The 21,347-nt window shown below is 59.8% G+C and carries 14 protein-coding genes and 1 other RNA gene; 11 read left to right on the top strand and 4 right to left on the bottom strand.

Annotated features, from left to right (window positions below; genetic code table 11):
• Window positions 1–71: 71 nt before the first annotated feature.
• Together xdhB and xdhA are read right to left on the bottom strand one after the other, a co-directional pair.
• A complete protein-coding gene (gene xdhB, locus ACWGZX_RS04690; protein ID WP_452627471.1) occupies window positions 72–2,471 on the bottom strand; it encodes a xanthine dehydrogenase molybdopterin binding subunit in 2,400 nt (799 codons plus the stop codon).
• Window positions 2,464–3,918, bottom strand: coding sequence for a xanthine dehydrogenase small subunit (gene xdhA, locus ACWGZX_RS04685; protein WP_452627470.1), 1,455 nt, complete (start codon window positions 3,916–3,918; stop codon window positions 2,464–2,466). The genes xdhB and xdhA overlap by 8 nt, the downstream gene beginning before the upstream one ends.
• A gap of 266 nt (window positions 3,919–4,184) precedes the next feature.
• Between xdhA and ACWGZX_RS04680 the strand changes: the two genes are divergently transcribed.
• The 6 genes from ACWGZX_RS04680 to ffs all read left to right on the top strand — a co-directional run bounded on the left by ACWGZX_RS04680 (window position 4,185) and on the right by ffs (window position 13,727).
• Complete coding sequence (locus ACWGZX_RS04680; RefSeq protein ID WP_452627469.1) at window positions 4,185–4,844, top strand: GntR family transcriptional regulator; 660 nt, start codon at window positions 4,185–4,187, stop codon at window positions 4,842–4,844.
• Window positions 4,845–4,846: 2 nt separating this feature from the next.
• The gene (smc, locus tag ACWGZX_RS04675; protein WP_452627468.1) at window positions 4,847–8,335 is read left to right on the top strand and encodes a chromosome segregation protein SMC; all 3,489 of its coding nucleotides are present in this window, start codon (window positions 4,847–4,849) and stop codon (window positions 8,333–8,335) included.
• Window positions 8,336–8,593: 258 nt separating this feature from the next.
• The gene (gene zipA, locus ACWGZX_RS04670) at window positions 8,594–9,448 is read left to right on the top strand and encodes a cell division protein ZipA (RefSeq protein WP_452627467.1); all 855 of its coding nucleotides are present in this window, start codon (window positions 8,594–8,596) and stop codon (window positions 9,446–9,448) included.
• Window positions 9,449–9,614: 166 nt separating this feature from the next.
• The gene (ligA, locus tag ACWGZX_RS04665) at window positions 9,615–11,972 is read left to right on the top strand and encodes an NAD-dependent DNA ligase LigA (RefSeq protein WP_452627466.1); all 2,358 of its coding nucleotides are present in this window, start codon (window positions 9,615–9,617) and stop codon (window positions 11,970–11,972) included.
• A gap of 184 nt (window positions 11,973–12,156) precedes the next feature.
• On the top strand, window positions 12,157–13,323 hold the full coding sequence (locus ACWGZX_RS04660) for a zinc-binding metallopeptidase family protein (protein WP_452627465.1): 1,167 nt from the start codon (window positions 12,157–12,159) through the stop codon (window positions 13,321–13,323).
• A 307-nt stretch (window positions 13,324–13,630) separates the two neighbouring features.
• Window positions 13,631–13,727, top strand: an RNA gene (gene ffs, locus ACWGZX_RS04655) — signal recognition particle sRNA small type.
• A 120-nt stretch (window positions 13,728–13,847) separates the two neighbouring features.
• On the opposite strand, the gene ACWGZX_RS04650 is transcribed toward ffs, so the two are convergent.
• Window positions 13,848–14,615 carry a substrate-binding periplasmic protein gene (locus ACWGZX_RS04650; RefSeq protein ID WP_452627464.1) on the bottom strand — a complete coding sequence of 256 codons (768 nt, stop codon included), beginning with the start codon at window positions 14,613–14,615 and terminating at the stop codon, window positions 13,848–13,850.
• A 143-nt stretch (window positions 14,616–14,758) separates the two neighbouring features.
• Here ACWGZX_RS04650 and dnaX point away from each other — a divergent pair, with 143 nt between their 5' ends.
• The 5 genes from dnaX to ACWGZX_RS04625 all read left to right on the top strand — a co-directional run bounded on the left by dnaX (window position 14,759) and on the right by ACWGZX_RS04625 (window position 20,554).
• Window positions 14,759–16,834, top strand: a complete 2,076-nt coding sequence (gene dnaX / locus ACWGZX_RS04645; RefSeq protein WP_452627463.1) for a DNA polymerase III subunit gamma/tau — start codon at window positions 14,759–14,761, stop codon at window positions 16,832–16,834.
• A 66-nt stretch (window positions 16,835–16,900) separates the two neighbouring features.
• Window positions 16,901–17,239, top strand: a complete 339-nt coding sequence (locus ACWGZX_RS04640) for a YbaB/EbfC family nucleoid-associated protein (RefSeq protein WP_027921723.1) — start codon at window positions 16,901–16,903, stop codon at window positions 17,237–17,239.
• A 264-nt stretch (window positions 17,240–17,503) separates the two neighbouring features.
• On the top strand, window positions 17,504–18,538 hold the full coding sequence (locus ACWGZX_RS04635) for an NADP-dependent oxidoreductase (protein ID WP_452627462.1): 1,035 nt from the start codon (window positions 17,504–17,506) through the stop codon (window positions 18,536–18,538).
• Window positions 18,539–18,603: 65 nt separating this feature from the next.
• The gene (gene recR / locus ACWGZX_RS04630; protein ID WP_452627461.1) at window positions 18,604–19,206 is read left to right on the top strand and encodes a recombination mediator RecR; all 603 of its coding nucleotides are present in this window, start codon (window positions 18,604–18,606) and stop codon (window positions 19,204–19,206) included.
• A gap of 199 nt (window positions 19,207–19,405) precedes the next feature.
• Window positions 19,406–20,554: an acyl-CoA dehydrogenase family protein gene (locus tag ACWGZX_RS04625; protein ID WP_452627460.1), complete on the top strand. Its 1,149-nt coding sequence runs from the start codon at window positions 19,406–19,408 to the stop codon at window positions 20,552–20,554.
• A 177-nt stretch (window positions 20,555–20,731) separates the two neighbouring features.
• Here the strand turns inward: ACWGZX_RS04625 and ACWGZX_RS04620 are convergent, their stop codons facing one another.
• Window positions 20,732–21,280 carry an adenine phosphoribosyltransferase gene (locus tag ACWGZX_RS04620; RefSeq protein WP_452627459.1) on the bottom strand — a complete coding sequence of 183 codons (549 nt, stop codon included), beginning with the start codon at window positions 21,278–21,280 and terminating at the stop codon, window positions 20,732–20,734.
• Window positions 21,281–21,347 lie beyond the last annotated feature (67 nt).

The raw sequence follows: 21,347 nt of genomic DNA, 5'->3' as shown, positions 1-21,347 counted from the left end.
CAAGCCAGCTCCTACAGGGGGAACGCAAAACCTGTAGGAGCTGGCTTGCCAGCGAACCAGGCGACGCGGTCCTAGAGCGAAGCCAGCTCGGTTTCAGCCTCAACAGCCTTCGCCACCTTCAACTGCCGCATCTGCTCACAGCCCCACAGCACCCGCTCCGGCGTCGCTGGTGCGTCGATTTTCGGTTGATGCTTGTAGTCACCGAGGCTCGCCACGGCATCCTTGATCGCACACCACGACGCAATGCCCAGCATGAACGGCGGCTCACCCACAGCCTTGGAATGGAACACCGTGTCTTCCGGGTTCTTGCGGTTTTCCACCAGCTTCACCCGCAGGTCCAGCGGCATGTCCGCCACGGCCGGGATCTTGTAGCTGGCCGGGCCGTTGGTCATCAGTTTGCCCTTGTCGTTCCACACCAGTTCTTCCATGGTCAGCCAGCCCATGCCCTGGATGAATCCGCCCTCGACCTGGCCGATGTCGATGGCCGGGTTCAGTGAGGCGCCGACGTCGTGGAGGATGTCGGTGCGCAGCATCTTGTATTCGCCGGTCAGGGTGTCGACGATCACCTCGCAGCACGCTGCGCCAAAGGCGTAGTAGTAGAACGGCCGACCCCGCGCCTGGCTGCGGTCGTAGAAGATTTTCGGGGTCTTGTAGAAGCCGGTGCTCGACAGCGACACCTGAGCGAAATACGCCTGCTGGATCAGCGCTTCAAACGTCAGGATGTGATCACGAACCCGCACGTGACCGTTGTGGAATTCCACGTCTTCTTCGCTGACCTTATAGTGCCGTGCGGCAAATTCGACCAGGCGTTTTTTGATGATTTCAGCCGCGTTCTGTGCCGCTTTACCGTTCAGGTCGGCACCGCTGGACGCCGCCGTTGGCGAGGTGTTTGGCACCTTATCGGTGTTGGTCGCGGTGATCTGCACGCGTTCCATTTCCACCTGGAATACTTCGGCCACGACTTGCGCGACTTTGGTGTTCAGACCCTGACCCATTTCGGTACCGCCATGGTTCAGGTGGATGCTGCCGTCGGTGTAGACGTGGATCAGCGCGCCGGCCTGGTTGAGGAAGCTGGCGGTGAAAGAAATACCGAATTTCACCGGGGTCAGCGCCAGGCCTTTTTTCAGGATCGGGCTGTTGGCGTTGTAGCGACGAATCGCTTCGCGGCGCTCAAAGTACTGGCTGCTTTCTTCAAGTTCGGCGGTCATTTCTTCGAGCATGTTGTGCTCGACAGTCTGGTAGTAATGCGTGACGTTGCGTTCGGTCTTGCCGTAGTAGTTGGCCTTGCGCACGGCCAGTGGATCGAGGCCCAGATGGCGGGCGATCGCATCCATCACTTCTTCAATCGCGACCATGCCTTGCGGGCCACCGAACCCCCGGTAAGCGGTGTTTGACGCGGTGTTGGTCTTGCAGCGATGACCGTTGATGGTCGCATCGCCCAGGTAGTACGAGTTGTCGGCGTGGAACATCGCACGGTCGACAATCGACGCCGACAGGTCCGGCGAGCAGCCGCAGTTACCCGCCAGTTCCAGCGCGATGCCGTGCAGGCGGCCGGTGCTGTCGAAGCCAACGTCGTACTCGACGTAGAACGGGTGACGCTTGCCGGTCATCAGCATGTCTTCAACGCGCGGCAGGCGCATTTTGGTCGGTTGACCGGTGAGGTGTGCGATCACGGCGCACAGGCACGCAGGACTTGCTGCCTGAGTTTCCTTGCCACCGAAACCACCGCCCATGCGGCGCATGTCGACGACGATTTTGTTCATCGACACATCAAGCACTTCGGCGACAAGTTTCTGCACTTCGGTGGGGTTCTGCGTCGAGCAGTAGACGATCATCCCGCCGTCTTCAGTCGGCATCACCGACGAGATCTGGGTTTCGAGGTAGAAGTGTTCCTGGCCGCCGATGTGCAGCGTGCCCTGGATGCGATGTTCAGCCGTTGCCAAGGCACCCGCAGAATCGCCGCGCTGATGCGTGTGGCTGTCGAGCACAAAGTGGCGCTTGCGCAGGGCTTCGACCACGTCCAGCACCGGCTCCAGATCTTCGTATTCGATGATCGCGGCCATGGCGGCCTTGCGTGCGGTTTCGAGGTCTTTCGCCGCAACGGCGAGCACCGGCTGACCGACGAACTGCACATCATCGATGGCCAGCAATGGATCGCCTGGCAACAGCGGGCCGATGTCTTTCAGACCCGGCACATCTTCGTGGGTGATGGCGATGCGTACGCCTTCGAAGGCATAGCATGGCTTGGTATCGATGCTGATGATTTTCGCGTGGGCGCGGTCCGACAAGCGTGCGTAAACGTGCAACTGGTTCGGAAACTCCAGGCGGTCGTCGATGTACTGCGCTTCACCGGACACGTGCTTGGCGGCGCTGTCGTGCTTGACGCTGCGGCCGACACCGGTGGTCAGGTCCTTGGCGAACAGTTCAGCCAGTTCGGCTTGGGTCTTCTCTACAGCGTGATGATTAGACATAAGCGGTCACCCGAGTCTCGATGTGCGGTGTTTGCAGTTCGATGAAGTATTTACGCAGCAGGTTTTGCGCGCTGAGCAGGCGGTATTCCTTGCTGGCGCGGAAGTCCGAGAGCGGCGTGAAATCTTCGGCCAGTGCGGCGCAGGCGCGTTCGACGGTGGCGTGATTGAACGGTGCACCGAGCAATACTTTTTCGCAGGCGCTGGCACGTTTTGGAATGGCCGCCATGCCACCGAAGGCCACGCGGGCATCAGCGATCACGCCGTTTTCCAGACGGATATTGAAGGCGGCGCAAACGGCGGAGATGTCATCGTCCAGACGCTTGGAAACCTTGTAGGCGCGGAACAGTTGTTCGGCGCTGGCACGCGGCACGATGATTTTTTCGATGAATTCGCTTTCCTGACGCGCAGTGACCCGGTAATCGATGAAGTAATCTTCAAGGGCCAGGGTGCGACGGGTTTCGCCTTTGCACAGCACGATTTGCGCGCCGAGAGCAATCAGTAGGGGAGGCGAGTCTCCGATGGGCGAGGCGTTGCCGATGTTGCCGCCGAGGGTGCCTTGGTTGCGGATCTGCAGCGACGCAAAACGGTGCAGCAATTCACCGAAGTCCGGGTACTCGGCGTTCAACGCTTCGTAGCAATCGGAGAGGGCGGTGGCTGCGCCGATTTCCAGGCGATCGTCAAAACGCTCGATGCGCTTCATCTCGGCCACGTTGCCGACGTAAATCATCACCGGCAAGGTGCGGTGGAACTGCGTGACTTCCAGCGCCAGGTCTGTACCGCCGGCCAGCAGGCGGGCTTGTGGATAAGCGTCATAGAGATCGGCCAGGTCAGCGACGGTCAGCGGCACCAGGCAGCGCTTGTCACCGCTGTTGAGTTCGCCAATGGACGTGGGGGCGATGGCTTTCAGGCGAGCAATGGTGTCGGCTTCGCGTGCATCGAACTGGTCCGGTTGCTTGCCGCAGCAGGACTGCTCGGCAGCTTGCAGAATCGGCCGATAGCCGGTGCAACGGCAAAGATTGCCGGCCAGCGCTTCGTGGGCTTTGTGTTGGTCCGGTGCATCGCTGTTCTTTTGCAGGGCAAACAGCGACATCACGAAGCCCGGAGTGCAGAAACCGCATTGCGAACCGTGGCACTCGACCATGGCTTTTTGCACGCTGTGCAGTTCGCCTTGGTGTTTGAGGTCTTCTACGCTGATCAGTTGTTTGCCGTGCAGTGACGACACAAACGTCAGGCACGAGTTGAGGCTGCGATAGCGAATGTGTTCGCGGCCATCGTCATCCGTTTGCAACTCACCGACCACCACGGTGCAGGCGCCACAGTCGCCGCTGGCGCAGCCTTCTTTGGTGCCGGGTTTGCCCACATGGTCGCGCAGATAGTTGAGCACGGTCAGGTTTGGGTCCAGGGCGTGCTCGCTACGGAGTTCCTGGTTAAGTAAAAACTGGATCACGGAAGGCCTCGCAGACTCATTATTGTTGTTAACCGACTAAGACCGAATTTAGCAGGTCTGACTTTTCGGTCAATGATTTTCTGACTTAAAGGTCAGGAAATAGCATTTTGTCGGTAAACCCTTCATTCCTTCATTATTGACCCTCGCGCACTTGCCTGCTTTTTTGCTTGAATCGTGCCAAAACCGCCGAGTGGGCCCTGCGCCATGACCTATCAAGTGCGCTACACTGCGCCGCCTGTGCAGATCGAAGAGTTTGAAGGACAACCATGACGTTCAAGGCACCGGACAGCCTCGCCGAGCAAATTGCTCACCACCTCGCCGAACGCATCATTCGCGGCGAAATGAAGCCCGGGGAGCGCATTCAGGAACAGAAGGTCACGCTGGCACTCAATGTCAGCCGTGGCTCTGTTCGTGAGGCCTTGCTGATCCTTGAGCGTCGCCACCTGATCGCGATCCTGCCGCGACGAGGCGCCCATGTCACCGAACTCACGGCGCACAAGGTGCGGAGCCTGTGCGCGCTGATGAGCGAGCTGTACATTCTGCTCGGCAATGCCGTGGCCAACGGCTGGAAAACCCAGGCCGACATGGCGCCGTTCGTGCAGATCCAGCAGCGCCTGACCGCCAGTTACGAGCGTCAGGACATCCGCACCTTCGTCGACGACAGCTTCAATGTGATGCGCGCTGCGTATCCGTTCGCCAACAATCCGTACTTGCAGGAAACCGTCGAGAATCTGCAGCCGGCCATGAGCCGCGCGTATTTCCTCGCCCTGGACCAGCGCAAGGCCTCGATGAGCGAATTCCTTGAACTGTTCGAACGCCTGCTCGCCGCGGTCCTGGGCCGTGACTTTGCGCAGATCCGCGAAGTGCTGACGGCTTACGGTCAGCGTAGTTGCGATCTGGTGGTTTCTGCCCTGACGGACGCTTAAGCGTGCGGCTCAAGTGCATCAAGCTGGCGGGGTTCAAATCCTTCGTCGATCCGACCACGGTGAACTTCCCCAGCAACATGGCGGCAGTGGTCGGGCCCAATGGTTGCGGCAAGTCGAACATCATCGACGCCGTGCGCTGGGTGATGGGCGAAAGCTCGGCCAAGAACTTGCGCGGCGAGTCGATGACCGACGTCATCTTCAACGGTTCGACCAGTCGTAAACCGGTGAGCCAGGCCAGCATCGAACTGGTATTTGATAACTCCGACGGCACTCTGCTTGGCGAATACGCCGCTTATGCGGAAATTTCCATTCGCCGCAAAGTGACCCGCGACAGCCAGACCACCTACTACCTCAACGGCACCAAATGCCGTCGTCGCGATATCACCGACATCTTTCTGGGGACAGGCCTCGGTCCGCGCAGCTACTCGATCATCGAGCAGGGGATGATCTCCAAGCTGATCGAGTCCAAGCCCGAAGACCTGCGCAACTTCATCGAAGAAGCGGCGGGCATCTCCAAGTATAAGGAGCGCCGGCGCGAGACTGAAAACCGCATCCGCCGCACCCACGAAAACCTTGCGCGCCTGACCGACCTGCGTGAAGAGCTTGAGCGTCAGCTTGAGCGTTTGCACCGCCAGGCCGAGGCCGCAAAGAAGTATCAGGAATACAAAGGCGAAGAGCGTCAGCTCAAGGCCCAACTATCAGCCTTGCGTTGGCAGGCGTTGAACGAGCAGGTTGGTCAGCGTGAAGCGGTGATCGGCAACCAGGAAGTCACCTTCGAAGCCTTGGTCGCCGAGCAACGCAATGCCGATGCGAGCATCGAACGCTTCCGGGACGGGCACCATGACCTGTCCGAACGCTTCAATCTGGTGCAAGGTCGCTTCTATTCGGTCGGCGGCGACATCGCCCGGGTCGAGCAGAGCATCCAGCACGGCCAGCAACGCCTGCGCCAGCTGCAGGACGATTTGAAAGAAGCCGAGCGCGCACGCCTGGAAACTGAATCTCACCTGGGCCACGACCGCACGCTGTTGCTGACCCTCGGCGAAGAGCTCGACATGCTCACCCCGGAGCAGGAAGTCACTAGCGCCGCCGCCGAAGAAGCCGCCGCCGCGCTGGAAGAATCCGAAACCACCATGCATGGCTGGCAGGAGCAGTGGGACACGTTCAACCTCACGGCCGCCGAGCCGCGTCGCCAATCCGAAGTTCAGCAATCGCGCATCCAGCAGCTGGAAACCAGCATGGAGCGTTTGGCCGACCGTCAGAAACGCCTCGGCGAAGAGCGCGCGCTGCTCTCGGCAGACCCTGAAGACGCTGCGATCATGGAACTCAGCGAGCAGTTGGCGGCCAGTGAGGCCACGCTTGAAGACTTGCAGGCCAGTGAAGAAGCGCAAGTCGAACGCCTTGAACAACTGCGTCAGGAACTGCAATTAGCCCTGCACAATCAGCAGCAGGCGCAAGGCGATTTGCAGCGCCTCAACGGTCGTCTCGCGTCCCTTGAAGCATTGCAGCAAGCCGCGCTCGATCCGGGCACCGGCACCGCCGAATGGCTGCGTGAGCAGCATCTGGCGGATCGCCCGCGTCTGGCCGAAGGCCTGAAGGTTGAAGCGGGTTGGGAGCTGGCGGTGGAAACCGTGCTCGGCGCCGACCTGCAAGCGGTGTTGGTGGACGACTTCGGCGACTTCGATCTGGCCGGTTTTGCCCAGGGCGATTTGCGTTTGCTCAGCCCCGCCAGTGATGGCGTGCGCGTGCCGGGCAGCTTGCTCGACAAGGTTGAGGCGCAGATCGATTTGTCGCCATGGCTGGGGCAGGTCAAGCCGGTCGACAACCTCGAGCAGGCGTTGGCGCTGCGTGGTCAATTGACGGCCGGGCAGAGCTTGATCAGTCGTGATGGTTACTGGGTCGGTCGGCACTTTTTACGCGTGCGTCGGGCCAGCGAAGCCGAAAGCGGTGTGCTGGCACGCGGCCAGGAAATCCAGCGCTTGACCGAGGAGCGTGAAGAGCGCGAAGCCACGGTCGAAACCCTGGAAACCCAACTTCAAAATCTCAGGGCGCAACAGCGTCAGCAGGAAAACGGTCGCGAACATCTACGCCGTCTGCTGCAAGACGAAGCGCGCCAGCAAGGCGAATTGAAAGCGCAACTTTCTGCCGGCAAAGCCAAGGCTGAGCAGTTGACGTTGCGTCGCACGCGCCTCGACGAAGAGCTGACCGAGCTGAGCGAACAGCGTGCGCTGGAACACGAAAACATCGGCGAAGCGCGCCTGCAATTGCAGGAAGCCCTCGACGCCATGGCGCTGGACACCGAGCAACGTGAGTTGCTGCTGGCCCAGCGCGACAGCTTGCGCGAGCGACTGGATCGGGTACGTCAGGAAGCCCGGCAGCACAAGGATCACGCGCATCAATTGGCGGTGCGTCTCGGTTCGCTGAAGGCGCAACACGACTCTACGCGTCAGGCGCTGGAACGGCTGGAGATGCAGTCCGAGCGCCTGACCGAAAAACGCGAACAACTCAGCCTCAATCTGGAAGAGGGCGAGGCGCCACTGGAAGAGTTGCGGCTGAAACTGGAAGAGCTGCTCGACAAGCGCATGACCGTCGACGAAGAACTCAAGACCGCGCAGATCGCCCTGGAAGACGCCGACCGCGAACTGCGCGATGCCGAGAAGCGGCGTAATCAGGCCGAGCAGCAGTCGCAGTTGATTCGCGGCCAGATGGAAACCCAGCGCATGGAATGGCAAGCCCTGACCGTGCGCCGCAAAACGCTCGAAGACCAATTGCACGAAGACGGCTACGACCTGCACGGCGTGCTTGCCACGCTGACTGTCGAGGCCAACGAGAAGGACGCCGAAGAAGAACTCGAACGCATCGCCGCGCGCATTCAGCGCCTCGGTGCGATCAACCTGGCGGCCATCGACGAATACCAGCAACAATCCGAGCGTAAGCGTTATCTGGATGCGCAGAACGATGATCTGGTGGAAGCGCTGGACACGCTCGAGAACGTGATTCGCAAGATCGACAAGGAAACCCGTAACCGCTTCAAAGATACCTTTGATCAGATCAATGGCGGTTTACAGGCACTTTTCCCAAAAGTTTTCGGTGGAGGACGCGCGTATTTGGAACTGACGGGCGAAGATCTACTCGATACAGGGGTAACGATCATGGCGCAACCGCCAGGGAAGAAGAACAGCACCATCCATTTGCTCTCCGGCGGCGAAAAAGCCCTGACTGCTTTGGCTCTGGTTTTTGCGATCTTCAAGTTGAACCCGGCGCCGTTCTGCATGCTCGATGAAGTTGACGCGCCGCTGGATGACGCTAACGTTGGACGCTACGCTCGGCTGGTCAAAGAGATGTCTCAGACGGTGCAGTTCATCTATATCACCCACAACAAGATCGCCATGGAAATGGCTGAACAACTGATGGGTGTAACGATGCATGAACCGGGTTGTTCGCGTCTGGTGGCTGTGGATGTCGAGGAGGCGATGGCGATGGTGGATGCCTGAGTTGGCGTTTGTAGGGTAAGTATTACGGGGCTGTAGAAAGTTTTTACTTGCCTCTACTTGCTGGCCAATCGACATATTCGCTCAAGCCTTGGTGGCAGACGGTGTAAAGTTGCCTTTGGTCGTGCTAGTTTAATGTCAATTTTTCGTATACGTGGGCAAAACGCCTGACAGAACATAGAGTTGGCGCCACGTTTTAAAGCGGTTTGCAGGTTGTAAACCCCTTATTTTTCAGCATTTTTTATAGAGGCACGGGATTACATGGAAATCGGTCTGCGCGAGTGGCTGATCGTCATCGGCATTATTGTCATTGCTGGTATTCTTTTTGATGGCTGGCGCCGTATGCGCGGCGGCAAGGGAAAACTGAAATTCCGTCTTGACCGAAGTTTGTCCAATTTACCGGAAGAGGACACCGGCGCCGAGCTGTTGGGCCCGCATCGTGTATTGGATACGCAGAAAGAACCGCAACTGGACGAGCACGATCTGCCGTCGGTGAGCATGCCTGCCCGTGAACCGCGTGAATCGGGTTCCAAACGCGGCAAGCGTGGTCATGGCGAGCCTTCCCAGGGCGACATGAACCTCAGCCTGGACCTGGACGGCGGCCCGAGCTTCAGCAGCCGTGACGACGATTTCCCGGATGACAGCAAGGCCTCGCCAGCCGTCAGCGAAAAAGATCATCCACAAGCTGAAGAAGTGCTGGTAATCAGCGTGATCTGCCGTGACACCGCCGGTTTCAAAGGCCCGGCGCTGTTGCAGAACATTCTGGAAAGCGGTCTGCGTTTCGGTGAAATGGACATCTTCCACCGTCACGAAAGCATGGCCGGTAATGGCGAAGTTCTGTTCTCCATGGCCAATGCGGTCAAGCCGGGTGTTTTTGATCTGGATGACATCGACCACTTCAGCACCCCGGCCGTGAGCTTCTTCCTCGGTCTGCCAGGTCCGCGTCATCCCAAGCAAGCCTTCGATGTGATGGTGGCTGCGGCGCGCAAACTGTCCCAGGAGCTGAATGGCGAACTGAAAGACGACCAGCGCAGCGTGCTGACCGCCCAGACGATTGAGCACTACCGTCAGCGCATCGTTGAATTCGAACGTCGCGCCCTGACCCAGAAGCGTTGAAATTGGCAACGTATGGGGGGCTGCACCGCGTCTCCCGTACCCTGTAGGAGCCGAGCTTGCTCGCGATGGCGATCTCAAAGACGCCATCGCCGGCAAGCCGTGCTCCTGCAATGATTTAACAGATAGAGCAGCCTCGGCTGCTCTTTTGCTTTATGAGAGAACACCCATGACCGCCGCCAAAAACCGCATTCTAGAGCTGCGCGCTGAGCTGGATCAGCACAACTATCGTTATCACGTACTGGATGAGCCAAGCATTCCGGACGCCGAATACGACCGTTTGTTCCACGAACTCAAGGCCCTTGAAGCGGCTAACCCCGAACTGATCACCAGCGATTCGCCGACCCAGCGCGTGGGTAGCGCAGCGTTGTCGGCGTTCACTCAAGTGCGTCACGAAGTGCCGATGCTCAGCCTCGGTAACGCCTTCGAAGAGAACGACATGCGCGAGTTCGATCGCCGGGTGACGGAAGGCCTGGACCTGCCGGCCGGTGATCTGTTCGGTGGCGGTGCGGCGGTGGAATACAGCTGCGAACCGAAGCTGGATGGTCTGGCGGTCAGCCTGCTGTATCAGGATGGCGTGCTGGTACGCGGCGCGACGCGCGGCGACGGCACCACCGGCGAAGACATCAGCGTCAACGTGCGCACCGTGCGCAACATCCCGCTCAAGCTGCACGGCACTGGCTGGCCCGCGACCCTGGAAGTGCGCGGCGAAGTGTTCATGTCCAAAGCCGGTTTCGAACGGCTCAACGCCACCCAACTGGAAATCGGCGGCAAGACCTTTGCCAACCCGCGTAACGCAGCAGCCGGCAGCTTGCGCCAACTGGATTCAAAGATCACTGCCAACCGCCCGCTGGAATTCTGCTGCTACGGCATCGGCCAGATCTCGGCGGACATTGCCGACACGCACATTGGTAATCTCAAGCAGCTCCAGGTATGGGGCATGCCGATCAGTCATGAGCTGAAACTGGCGCACGGCATCGACGAATGCCTGGATTACTACCGCGACATTGGCGAGCGTCGAAACGGGCTGGCGTACGAAATCGACGGCGTGGTGTTCAAGGTCAACAGCATCGCCTCCCAGCGGGAACTGGGTTTCCGCGCTCGCGAGCCGCGCTGGGCGATCGCGCACAAATTCCCGGCCATGGAAGAGCTCACCGAGCTGCTCGACGTCGAGTTCCAGGTCGGTCGTACTGGCGCTGTCACGCCGGTGGCGCGCTTGAAACCGGTCAAGGTGGCCGGTGTCACCGTGGCCAATGCGACCTTGCACAACATGGATGAGGTCGCACGCCTGGGCCTGATGATCGGCGATACGGTGATCATCCGTCGCGCGGGTGACGTGATTCCTCAAGTGGTGCAAGTGGTGCTTGAGCGCCGCCCGGAAGATGCTCGCCCGGTGCAGATTCCCGAGCAGTGCCCGGTATGCGGATCGCAGGTCGAGCGCACGCAATTGGTCAAGCGCAGCAAAGGCCGCGAGACCGTCAGCGAGGGCGCGGTGTACCGCTGCGTCGGGCGTCTGGCCTGCGGTGCGCAGCTCAAGCAGGCGATCATTCACTTCGTTTCCCGTCGCGCGATGGATATCGAGGGCCTGGGGGACAAGAGTGTCGAGCAACTGGTCGACGAAGGCCTGGTGAGTTCGCCGGCTGATTTGTATGCCTTGAAGTTCGACGACATTGTCGATCTGGAAGGGTTTGCCGAGGTGTCGAGCAACAAGCTGTTAAGTGCCATCGAGGACAGCAAAAAGCCGAACCTGGCGCGGTTTATCTATGCGCTCGGAATTCCCGATGTCGGTGAAGAGACGGCCAAGGTGCTGGCGCGCTCTCTCGGCTCGTTGGAGCGGGTTCAGCAGGCATTGCCGCACGTGCTCACGTACTTGCCGGATGTCGGTTTGGAAGTGGCGTACGAGATCCACAGCTTCTTTGAAGATGCGCATAACCAGCAAGTGATCGAGGAGCTGCTCAAGCACGGCTTGCAGATTCAGGATCAAGGCGAGCTTGGCGCCGAGTTTGCGGCGAGCACCACGCTGGGCGGATTCCTCGACAAGCTGCACATCCCTTCGGTAGGGCCGGGTGGCGCGCAGAAGCTGGCGGACAAGTTTGGTTCGCTTGAAGCGGTAATGAGCGCCGATTGGCTGGACATGCGTCAGGCGCTGCCGGAGAAGCAGGCCAATTCGGTTCGCGAGTTTTTTGCGGTCGAGGACAATCGCCAGCTCGCCGAGGCTGCCGAGAAGCAGCTGCGCGATTTTGGCATGCACTGGCAGAGCGAGAAAAAAGTCGTCGAAGGCTTGCCGCTGGCAGGGCAGACCTGGGTGCTGACCGGTTCGCTGGAGTTGATGAGCCGCGACATCGCCAAGGACAAACTCGAAAGCCTGGGTGCCAAGGTGGCGGGTTCGGTGTCAGCCAAGACTCATTGCGTGGTGGCGGGGCCAGGGGCGGGTTCCAAGTTGGCCAAGGCTAATGAGCTAGGGTTGAAAGTGCTCGATGAAGAAGCATTTGTCGAATTCCTCGGCAAGCACGATATTTCGGTGTGATGTCCTTCGCTGGCAAGTCGAATCGTCGCACCGCAGCTCCTACAGGGTCTACGCGATCCTTGTAGGAGCTGCGGTGCGACGATTCGACTTGCCAGCGAAGGCGATCTCAGCCCTCTCACAAGAAGTGGGAACGATCTTCACCGGAGAATGATCTAGTCTTGGCAAGCCCCAGGGAGAGATCGCCATGTACCGCTTCTTCGAACAGCTCAGCTCGCGCATCGCCGCGCCCTTCATCGGTGGAAGCTCGCGCAACAGCAAGGTCTGGCAATGCCGCTGCGGGCAGTCGCTGTTCTTCCGCAACAGCCAGTGCCTGGTCTGTTCCGCGGCGCTGGGTTATCAGCCCGAACAGAGTCGCTTGTCGTCGCTGCAACCGGGTTTGCGGGCTGATACCTGGCTGCTCGATGCCGACCCGCCAGCCGGTGTGTTCCGCCGTTGCGCCAACCTCGATTCCCCGGCTGCGTGCAACTGGCTGCTCCCGGCCAATGACCACGATGCGCTGTGCATCGCCTGTAGCCTGAATCACACCATCCCTGATCTGTCGATTGCGCAAAACCACGACCGCTGGTGCAAGGTGGAAACGGCCAAGCGGCGTCTGGTCGCGCAGTTGGTCAGCCTGGGTTTGCAGGTAATTCCAAAAACCGTCGATGAAGAAACCGGTCTGGCGTTTGATTTCGTCGGTGTCGACCTGGAAGGCAAGTCGCCGACCACCGGACACGCCAACGGCCTGATCACCCTCGACATCAAAGAAGCCGATGACGCCCACCGCGAGCAGGTCCGGGTGCAAATGCACGAGCCCTATCGCACGTTGCTCGGGCATTTTCGGCATGAGGTCGGGCATTACTACTGGGACCGGCTGATCGCCAACAGCCATTGGCTGGAACCGTTCCGCGGACTGTTCGGTGACGAGCGCGCGAGCTACGCAGAGGCGCTGGAGCGGCATTACCAGCAAGGCGCGCCGCTCGACTGGCAACAGCAGTGCGTCAGCGCCTACGCGACCATGCACCCGTGGGAAGACTGGGCGGAAACCTGGGCGCATTACCTGCACATGATGGATGCGGTGGACACCGCTCTCGGGTTTGGCATGAGTGCGCGGGAAATGGATTTCGATTGCCGGCCATTTCCGTCGAGCACGCTCTACGATCCGCAGCATCCAGGCGGCGCGGCGTTTCTGGTGTTCGTCAAGGCGTGGATCGAGTTGGCCGGGATGCTCAACGAGCTGTCGCGCAGCATGGGACAGCCGGATTTCTATCCGTTCGTCCTGCCGCCAGCAGTGATCGCCAAGTTGCACTTCATTCACCTGGTGATCCAGCAAGAGAGCGGCAGGGCGGATGAAGTGCTGCAGGACCTCTGACCATCACCCAAACGGCGTCGGCCAGTAGCAGCTGTCGAGCAGCGCGAGGCTGCGTTCGGCTGTGAAGCAGTCGCCAATTCGGTGATGGTGGTTTACCTGAAAAACTGCGTCGTCTGATTTTACGACTGCTGCACAGCCGAACGCAGCCTCGCGCTGCTCGGCAGCTGCTACAGAGTGCGGTGATTCAGAGGTATTGCATGTCCTTGAAGCCGCTCATATTTTTTAATCCGCGCCAACGGTTGTAACTTCGTCTCAGATAGGTACAATGGCGCGGCTCGCCGTCAGGTGAGCGTTGTTATGGTGACCCCATCGGTCCCCCCGCAACGATTACCCGTGAACCTGGTCAGATCCGGAAGGAAGCAGCCACAGCGGGAACATTGTGTGCCGGGGTGTGGCTGGTGGGGTTGCCTCCATAACGCAGCGCGAATCCTCTTTCGCGTTTTCTATCTGAAATATTTTTTGTCGTTCTGCCATGGATTATCTCCAGGGCGGCGTTTCATCGTTTCCGATTTTCAGAATGAACATTAATAAAGCTTGCTCACCGCCACGTTGGATGACTCATTGCCGATATACAGGCTAACAATGTCATCAATCTCTCCCGACATTTTCATCCGCAACAGCGTGTTCAGAATGCGCTGCACCGGCACCTTGGGGTCGTTGCGCACGTAGCAACCGACATTCTGTTCCTGCAACACCGCCACGGCTTTCAATTGCCGGTCGGCCAGCAGGCGCTGATTGAACCAGTCCAGTGTCCATTGATTGCTCACCGCATAGCGATAGCGCCCGGCGTGAAGTTTTTCCAGCACTTGTTCCTGATTGCGTGCATCCTCGCGGTGCAGGCGATCGGTATCGAACAAGGGTTGCAGCGTCGGATAGCTATAGCTGAGCACCGTGCCGACAGGTTGCCGAGGCAAATTGTCTGGCGCTATCGAGTCTGGCGATTCTGGCAGGCCGATCAGCATGTCGTGCTGATGCCACAGCGGAATGCTCCAGATGTAATCGCCTGACTGATTGGGTAGCCAGGACGGGGCGGCATAGCAACGCACATCGACCTCGCCGTGTTCCATGGCGTTTTGCACCCGTGCCCGGGGCATTACATGAAATTCGGCTGGCACACCGACCTGGGTGGCTAGACTGAGCATCACGTCAAACAGAATACCTTGGGTCGGGCGGCCGTGATCCAGTTGCACCATCGGCATCGCCCAACTGTCAGGCACGACAAAACGCAACGGCGCTTCGCCAGCGCTGACGTTCAGGCTTATCCATAGCAATGCCCCCAAGGCACAACGCATAAACGCTCCGGTACCTCTGAAACCCGAGCCGATTAAAGCCCGGAAAGTGCAGCTTAGCCAGATTAGACGAGCACACCGGATGCAATTTTGCCCTTGCTCCGCTAGCATTAGCCGCTTCTGTTCCTTCGTTGCGACGGTTTTCGATGAGTTATCAGGTTCTTGCACGTAAATGGCGTCCGCGCTCGTTCCGCGAAATGGTCGGCCAGACCCATGTGCTCAAGGCTCTGATCAATGCCTTGGACAGCCAGCGGTTGCACCACGCCTACCTGTTTACCGGTACGCGCGGGGTCGGCAAGACTACCATCGCGCGCATCATCGCCAAATGCCTGAACTGTGAAACAGGTATCACGTCGACGCCGTGCGGCGAGTGCTCGGTGTGCCGCGAAATCGATGAGGGGCGCTTTGTCGATCTGATCGAGATCGACGCCGCGAGCCGGACCAAGGTCGAGGACACCCGCGAGCTGCTCGACAACGTGCAGTACGCCCCGAGCCGCGGGCGCTTCAAGGTCTACCTGATCGACGAAGTGCACATGCTCTCCAGCCATTCCTTTAATGCGCTGTTGAAAACCCTCGAAGAGCCGCCGCCCTACGTCAAGTTCATCCTGGCGACGACCGACCCGCAGAAACTTCCTGCAACCATTCTGTCGCGATGCCTGCAATTCTCCCTGAAGAACATGACGCCGGAACGTGTGGTCGAGCATTTGACCCACGTGCTGGGGGTCGAGAACGTGCCGTTCGAAGACGACGCGCTGTGGCTGCTGGGTCGTGCCGCCGATGGCTCGATGCGCGATGCCATGAGCCTCACCGACCAGGCCATCGCCTTCGGTGAAGGCAAGGTCATGGCCGCCGACGTGCGGGCGATGCTCGGTACGCTGGATCATGGCCAGGTCTACGATGTTCTGCATGCGTTGATCGAAGGTGACGCCAAGGCGTTGCTCGAAGCCGTCCGTCATCTGGCCGAACAAGGCCCGGACTGGAACGGCGTACTCTCGGAAATTCTCAACGTGCTGCACCGTGTCGCCATCGCCCAGGCCTTGCCTGAAGGTGTCGACAACGGCCAGGGCGACCGTGACCGGGTGCTGGCGCTGGCCCAGGCGTTGCCGGCCGAAGACGTGCAGTTTTATTACCAGATGGGCCTGATCGGCCGTCGTGATTTGCCGCTGGCACCGGACCCGCGTGGTGGTTTTGAAATGGTGCTGCTGCGGATGCTCGCGTTCCGCCCGGCAGACACCGCGGACGCCCCGAGGCAACCGCTAAAGCCAGTGGGGATCAGCCAGGCCACAGTTGATTCCGCAAACTCAGTGGCTGCCGCGCCAGTTGTTGCGCCGGTAGTCGCTGCGGCAGTTGCACCTGCTCCTGTTGCTCCAGTTTCAGTCCCGGCTCCCGCGCCGGAACCTGAACCGGTTGCGCCCGTTGTCGTGCCTGAGCCTGTGGTTGAGCCCGTAGCGGTCGAGGAAGTCGTCGACCTGCCGTGGAATGACCCGGTCATGCCCGAAGTCGTGCAGCAACCCGCCGTCGAGCCAGTACTGGAAACCGCTGGCGAGCAGCCCGAGTTGCCGCCAATGCCGTTGCCAACGCCTGACAGCGTGGTGCCGGACGCGCCGGAATGGGCCGCGGCGCCGATCCCGGAACCTTCCGTTGCCGAAGTCGATGCCGCCACGCCGGGCATGGACCAGGACGACGAACCGCCGCTGGATGAGGATTACATCGAACCGGACATGGATTCGGCCTACAGTTACCTCGATGAACTGGCCAGCGAACATGCCGCCGACCCCGCGCCGGAACCGGAGCCTGAGCCGGCTGCGATGCCGGCCACCGGTCTGGCAGCGCAATGGCTGGAGCTGTTCCCGAAACTGCCGATCTCCGGCATGACGGGCAGTATCGCCGCCAACTGCACGCTGATTTCCGTCGAGGGCGATCACTGGCTGATGCACCTGGACCCGGCCCACAGCGCCTTGTTCAACGCGACTCAGCAACGTCGTCTCAATGATGCGCTGAACCAGTTTCACGGGCGCACACTGACCCTGAGCATGGAGCTGATCAAGCCCGAGCAGGAAACCCCGGCCCAGGCCGCGTCCCGGCGCCGTGCCAACCGTCAGCGCGAGGCCGAAGAGTCGATCCACGGCGATCCGTTCATCCAGCAAATGATGCAACAGTTCGGTGCGGTGATCCGTAACGATACTATTGAACCTGTCGACGCTCTGGTCAGTCAGGGCTAATAACTGAAGGCGTTCGGTCAAAAGGGCCGGACGCTGTTTAATCCAAGTACTTTTGAGGTGATTCCCATGATGAAAGGTGGCATGGCCGGCCTGATGAAGCAGGCACAGCAGATGCAGGAAAAAATGGCCAAGATGCAGGAAGAGCTGGCCAACGCCGAAGTCATCGGTAAAGCGGGCGGCGATATGGTCACCGTGGTGATGACCGGTCGTCACGACGTCAAGAGCGTGACCATCGACCCAAGCCTGGTTGAAGGCCTGAGCGAAGACGACAAAGAGATGCTGGAAGCCGTCGTCGCCGCCGCCGTCAACGATGCCGTGCGCAAGATCGAAGCCAACAGCCAGGACAAAATGTCCGGCATGACCGCTGGCATGCAACTGCCGCCGGGCATGAAACTGCCATTCTGATTCGCTAAAGCGCGTCGGATGAGCTACAAAAAAATGCCAGGCATCGCGCCTGGCATTTTTGTTTTTGCCTGTTACAAGTGTGATGCCTTGAGGTCGCCATCGCTGGCAAGCCAGGCTCCTGCAGGATTAAGGTGATCCCTGTAGGAGCCTGGCTTGCCAGCGATGAAGTCACCTCAGTACAACTGACGAAACATCGAACCCGACACCGATACAAAGGTCTGCTCCCCTATGCCGCCCAATTCTCGATAAAAAGGAGACGCTCACATGCCACAAGCATTGACCCTCAACCAACGTATCGTCCTGGCGTCCCGCCCGGTAGGCGCGCCGACGCCGCAGAATTTCCGCCTGGAAAGGGAAGCGCTTCCGGACCTCGCTGACGGCCAGGTGCTGCTCAAGACCCTCTACCTCTCGCTGGACCCGTACATGCGGGGGCGCATGAGTGATGCGCCGTCCTACGCCGCACCCGTCGAAATCGGTGAGGTCATGACCGGTGGGGCTGTCAGCCGGGTCGAGCGCTCGTCGAACCCAAAATTTCAGGAAGGTGATGTGGTGGTGGGTGCTACCGGCTGGCAGAGCCACAGCATCAGCGATGGTCGCAACATCATCCCGGTGCCGTCCGGGCTGCCGACCCCATCGATGGCCTTGGGTGTGCTGGGCATGCCGGGCATGACGGCTTATATGGGCTTGATGGACATCGGCCAGCCGAAGGCCGGCGAAACCCTTGTGGTTGCGGCGGCGTCCGGCGCGGTGGGTTCGGTGGTCGGCCAAGTGGCGAAGATCAAGGGCCTGCGCGTGGTCGGTGTAGCCGGTGGCGCGGAAAAATGCCGTTATGTCGTCGACGAATTAGGCTTTGATGCATGCGTTGACCACAAGAGCCCGAACTTTGCCGATGAGTTGGCGCAGGCGTGCTCCAACGGTATCGACATTTACTACGAGAACGTCGGCGGCAAGGTGTTCGACGCGGTAGTACCGCTGCTCAATGCCAAGGCGCGGATTCCGCTGTGCGGCCTGATCGCTTCCTACAACGCCCACGAAGCACCGACCGGCCCGGATCGCCTGCCGCAATTGCAACGGACGCTATTGACCAAACGCGTGCGGATTCAGGGCTTCATCGTGTTCGACGACTACGGCGATCGTCAGCCGGAATTCATCAGTGCCATGGCGCCGTGGGTCCGTGATGGCAAGGTGAAATTCCGCGAAGATGTGGTCGATGGCCTGGAGCAGGCGCCCGAAGCGTTCATCGGTCTGCTGGAAGGGCGCAACTTCGGCAAACTGGTGGTGCGGGTCGCGCAAGACTGAGTATTTGACGCTAAAGAGAGGCGCGGGTATAAACCGCGTCTCGTTGTTTTGTCGGACGTTTCCCCATGAGCTTCAGCCCTTTGATTCGCCAACTGATCGATGCCCTGCGAATTTTGCCGGGTGTGGGTCAGAAAACCGCCCAGCGCATGGCGCTGCAACTGCTTGAACGTGATCGCAGCGGTGGTTTGCGATTGGCATCGGCCTTGAGCCAGGCCATGGAGGGGGTGGGTCACTGCCGGTTGTGCCGTACGCTGACCGAAGACGACCTTTGCCCGCAGTGCGCGGATACCCGTCGCGACGACACCTTATTGTGTGTGGTGGAAGGGCCGATGGATGTTTACGCGGTGGAGCAGACCGGGTTCCGTGGTCGTTACTTCGTCCTCAAAGGGCATTTGTCCCCGCTTGATGGTCTCGGGCCTGAGGCGATTGGTATCCCCCAGTTGATGGCGCGGATCGAAGAGGCCGGGAGCTTTACGGAGGTCATCCTCGCGACCAACCCGACGGTGGAAGGCGAGGCGACGGCGCACTACATCGCACAGTTGCTCAGCAATAAAGGCCTGATAGCCTCGCGTATCGCCCATGGTGTGCCGTTGGGTGGCGAATTGGAATTGGTGGATGGCGGGACGTTGGCGCATTCGTTTGCCGGGCGTAAACCGATTACCTTGTAGTGCCTGAACTGGCCCCTTCGCGGGCAAGTCGAATCGTCGCACCGCCGCTCCTACAGGGTTTTTTGGCGTGACATAGATCCAGTGTAGGAGCTGGCTTGCCAGCGAAGGGCGCACCTCGGTTCCCCCTGATTCACACATTCCTGTTGAAAACCAAGCAAGCGCTCGGTTAACTTCGCTGAACCTTCAGTGGAGTTCGCCGATGCCTGCCTTTCAGGAATACTTCGATCCCAGCCACCAATTGGTCCGCGACAGCGTCAGACGTTTCGTCGAGCGTGAGATTCTCCCGGACATTGATCAGTGGGAGGAAGCTGAAAGCTTTCCCCGTGAGCTCTATCTCAAGGCCGGTGCCGCCGGGATTCTGGGCATTGGCTACCCCGAAGCGCTAGGTGGCAGTCATGAAGGTGATCTGTTCGCCAAGGTCGCCGCCAGCGAAGAGTTGATGCGCTGCGGTTCTGGCGGACTGGTGGCCGGTCTCGGTTCGCTGGACATCGGCCTGCCACCCATCCTCAAGTGGTCTAAGCCCGCAATCCGCGATCGTGTCGTGCCACTGGTGTTGTCCGGCGAGAAGATCAGCGCCCTGGCCGTCACCGAGCCAAGCGGCGGATCCGACGTCGCCAACCTGCAAACCCGTGCCGTGCGTGACGGCGATTTTTACCGGGTCAGCGGCAGCAAAACCTTTATCACCAGCGGCGTTCGTGCCGATTTCTACACCGTTGCGGTGCGCACCGGCGAGCCGGGTTTTGGTGGCATCAGCCTGTTGTTGATCGAGAAGGGCACGCCCGGTTTCACTGTCGGCCGTCAGTTGAAGAAAATGGGCTGGTGGGCGTCGGACACAGCCGAATTGTTTTTTGACGATTGCCGGGTGCCAGTCGGCAATCTGATCGGCGCAGAAAACATGGGCTTCGCCTGCATCATGGGCAACTTTCAGAGTGAGCGGCTGGCGCTGGCGCTGATGGCCAACATGACCGCGCAGCTTGCGCTGGAGGAGAGCCTGAAATGGGCACGTCAGCGTGAAGCCTTCGGTAAACCCATCGGCAAATTCCAGGTGCTCAAACACCGCCTCGCCGAGATGGCGACCGCGCTGGAGGTGTCCCGGGAATTTACCTATCGCCAGGCGGCGAAGATGGCGGCGGGGCAGAGTGTGATCAAGGAAATTTCGATGGCCAAGAACTTTGCCACCGACACGGCCGACCGGATTGTTAACGATGCGGTGCAGATCCTAGGTGGTTTGGGTTATATGCGCGAAAGCCTGGTGGAGCGGCTGTACCGGGATAACCGGATTCTGTCGATTGGTGGCGGGACGCGGGAAGTGATGAACGAGATTATCAGTAAGCAGATGGGGCTTTAATCAAATTGGAGCTGTGCGGTGTTGCTACTGACGCTATCGCGGGCAAGTCGAATCGTCGCACCGCCGCTCCCACAGGGGACTGTCGCCGGACACAAATCGTGTATACGACATAGATCACTGTGGGAGCGGCGGTGCGACGATTCGACTTGCCCGCGATGGCGTCAGTACAGGCGCCGCTTACTTGTCAGCCAACGCAAACTGCGTCAGGCAGAACGTCGGAATGCCCATATCTTCCAATCGCTGCGACCCACCGAGCTCCGGCAAATCAATAATCGCCGCCGCTTCATGAACCCGCGCGCCCATGCGCCGAATCAGGTTCGCCGCCGCAATCAATGTGCCGCCAGTGGCGATCAGGTCATCGAACATCACCACCGAATCGCCCTCGCACAGGCTGTCCGCATGCACTTCGAGGAACGCTTCGCCGTACTCGGTCGCGTAACCTTCGGCCAACACTTCGGCCGGCAGTTTGCCTTGCTTGCGGAACAGCACCAGCGGTTTGTTCAGCTGATATGCCAGCACCGAACCGATCAGGAAACCACGCGCATCCATCGCCCCGATGTGGGTGAAATCGGCTTCGACATAGCGATGGGCAAAGCTGTCCATCACCAGGCGCAGGGCCGTGGGTGATTGAAACAACGGGGTGATGTCACGAAAGATCACGCCTGGCTTGGGAAAGTCGATCACGGGGCGGATCAGGGATTTGATGTCGAAGGAGTCGAAGGCCATAGTCGAAGAATCCTGGCAGGCTGCAAACGTCGCAGTATAACGGCGGCTGAACGGTTTCGCTCAGCCG

The organism is Pseudomonas sp. CLCA07 (assembly GCF_053615335.1).
Note: the sequence above shows the minus strand (reverse complement) of the source record. Positions and strands in the feature narration are given on the sequence as shown.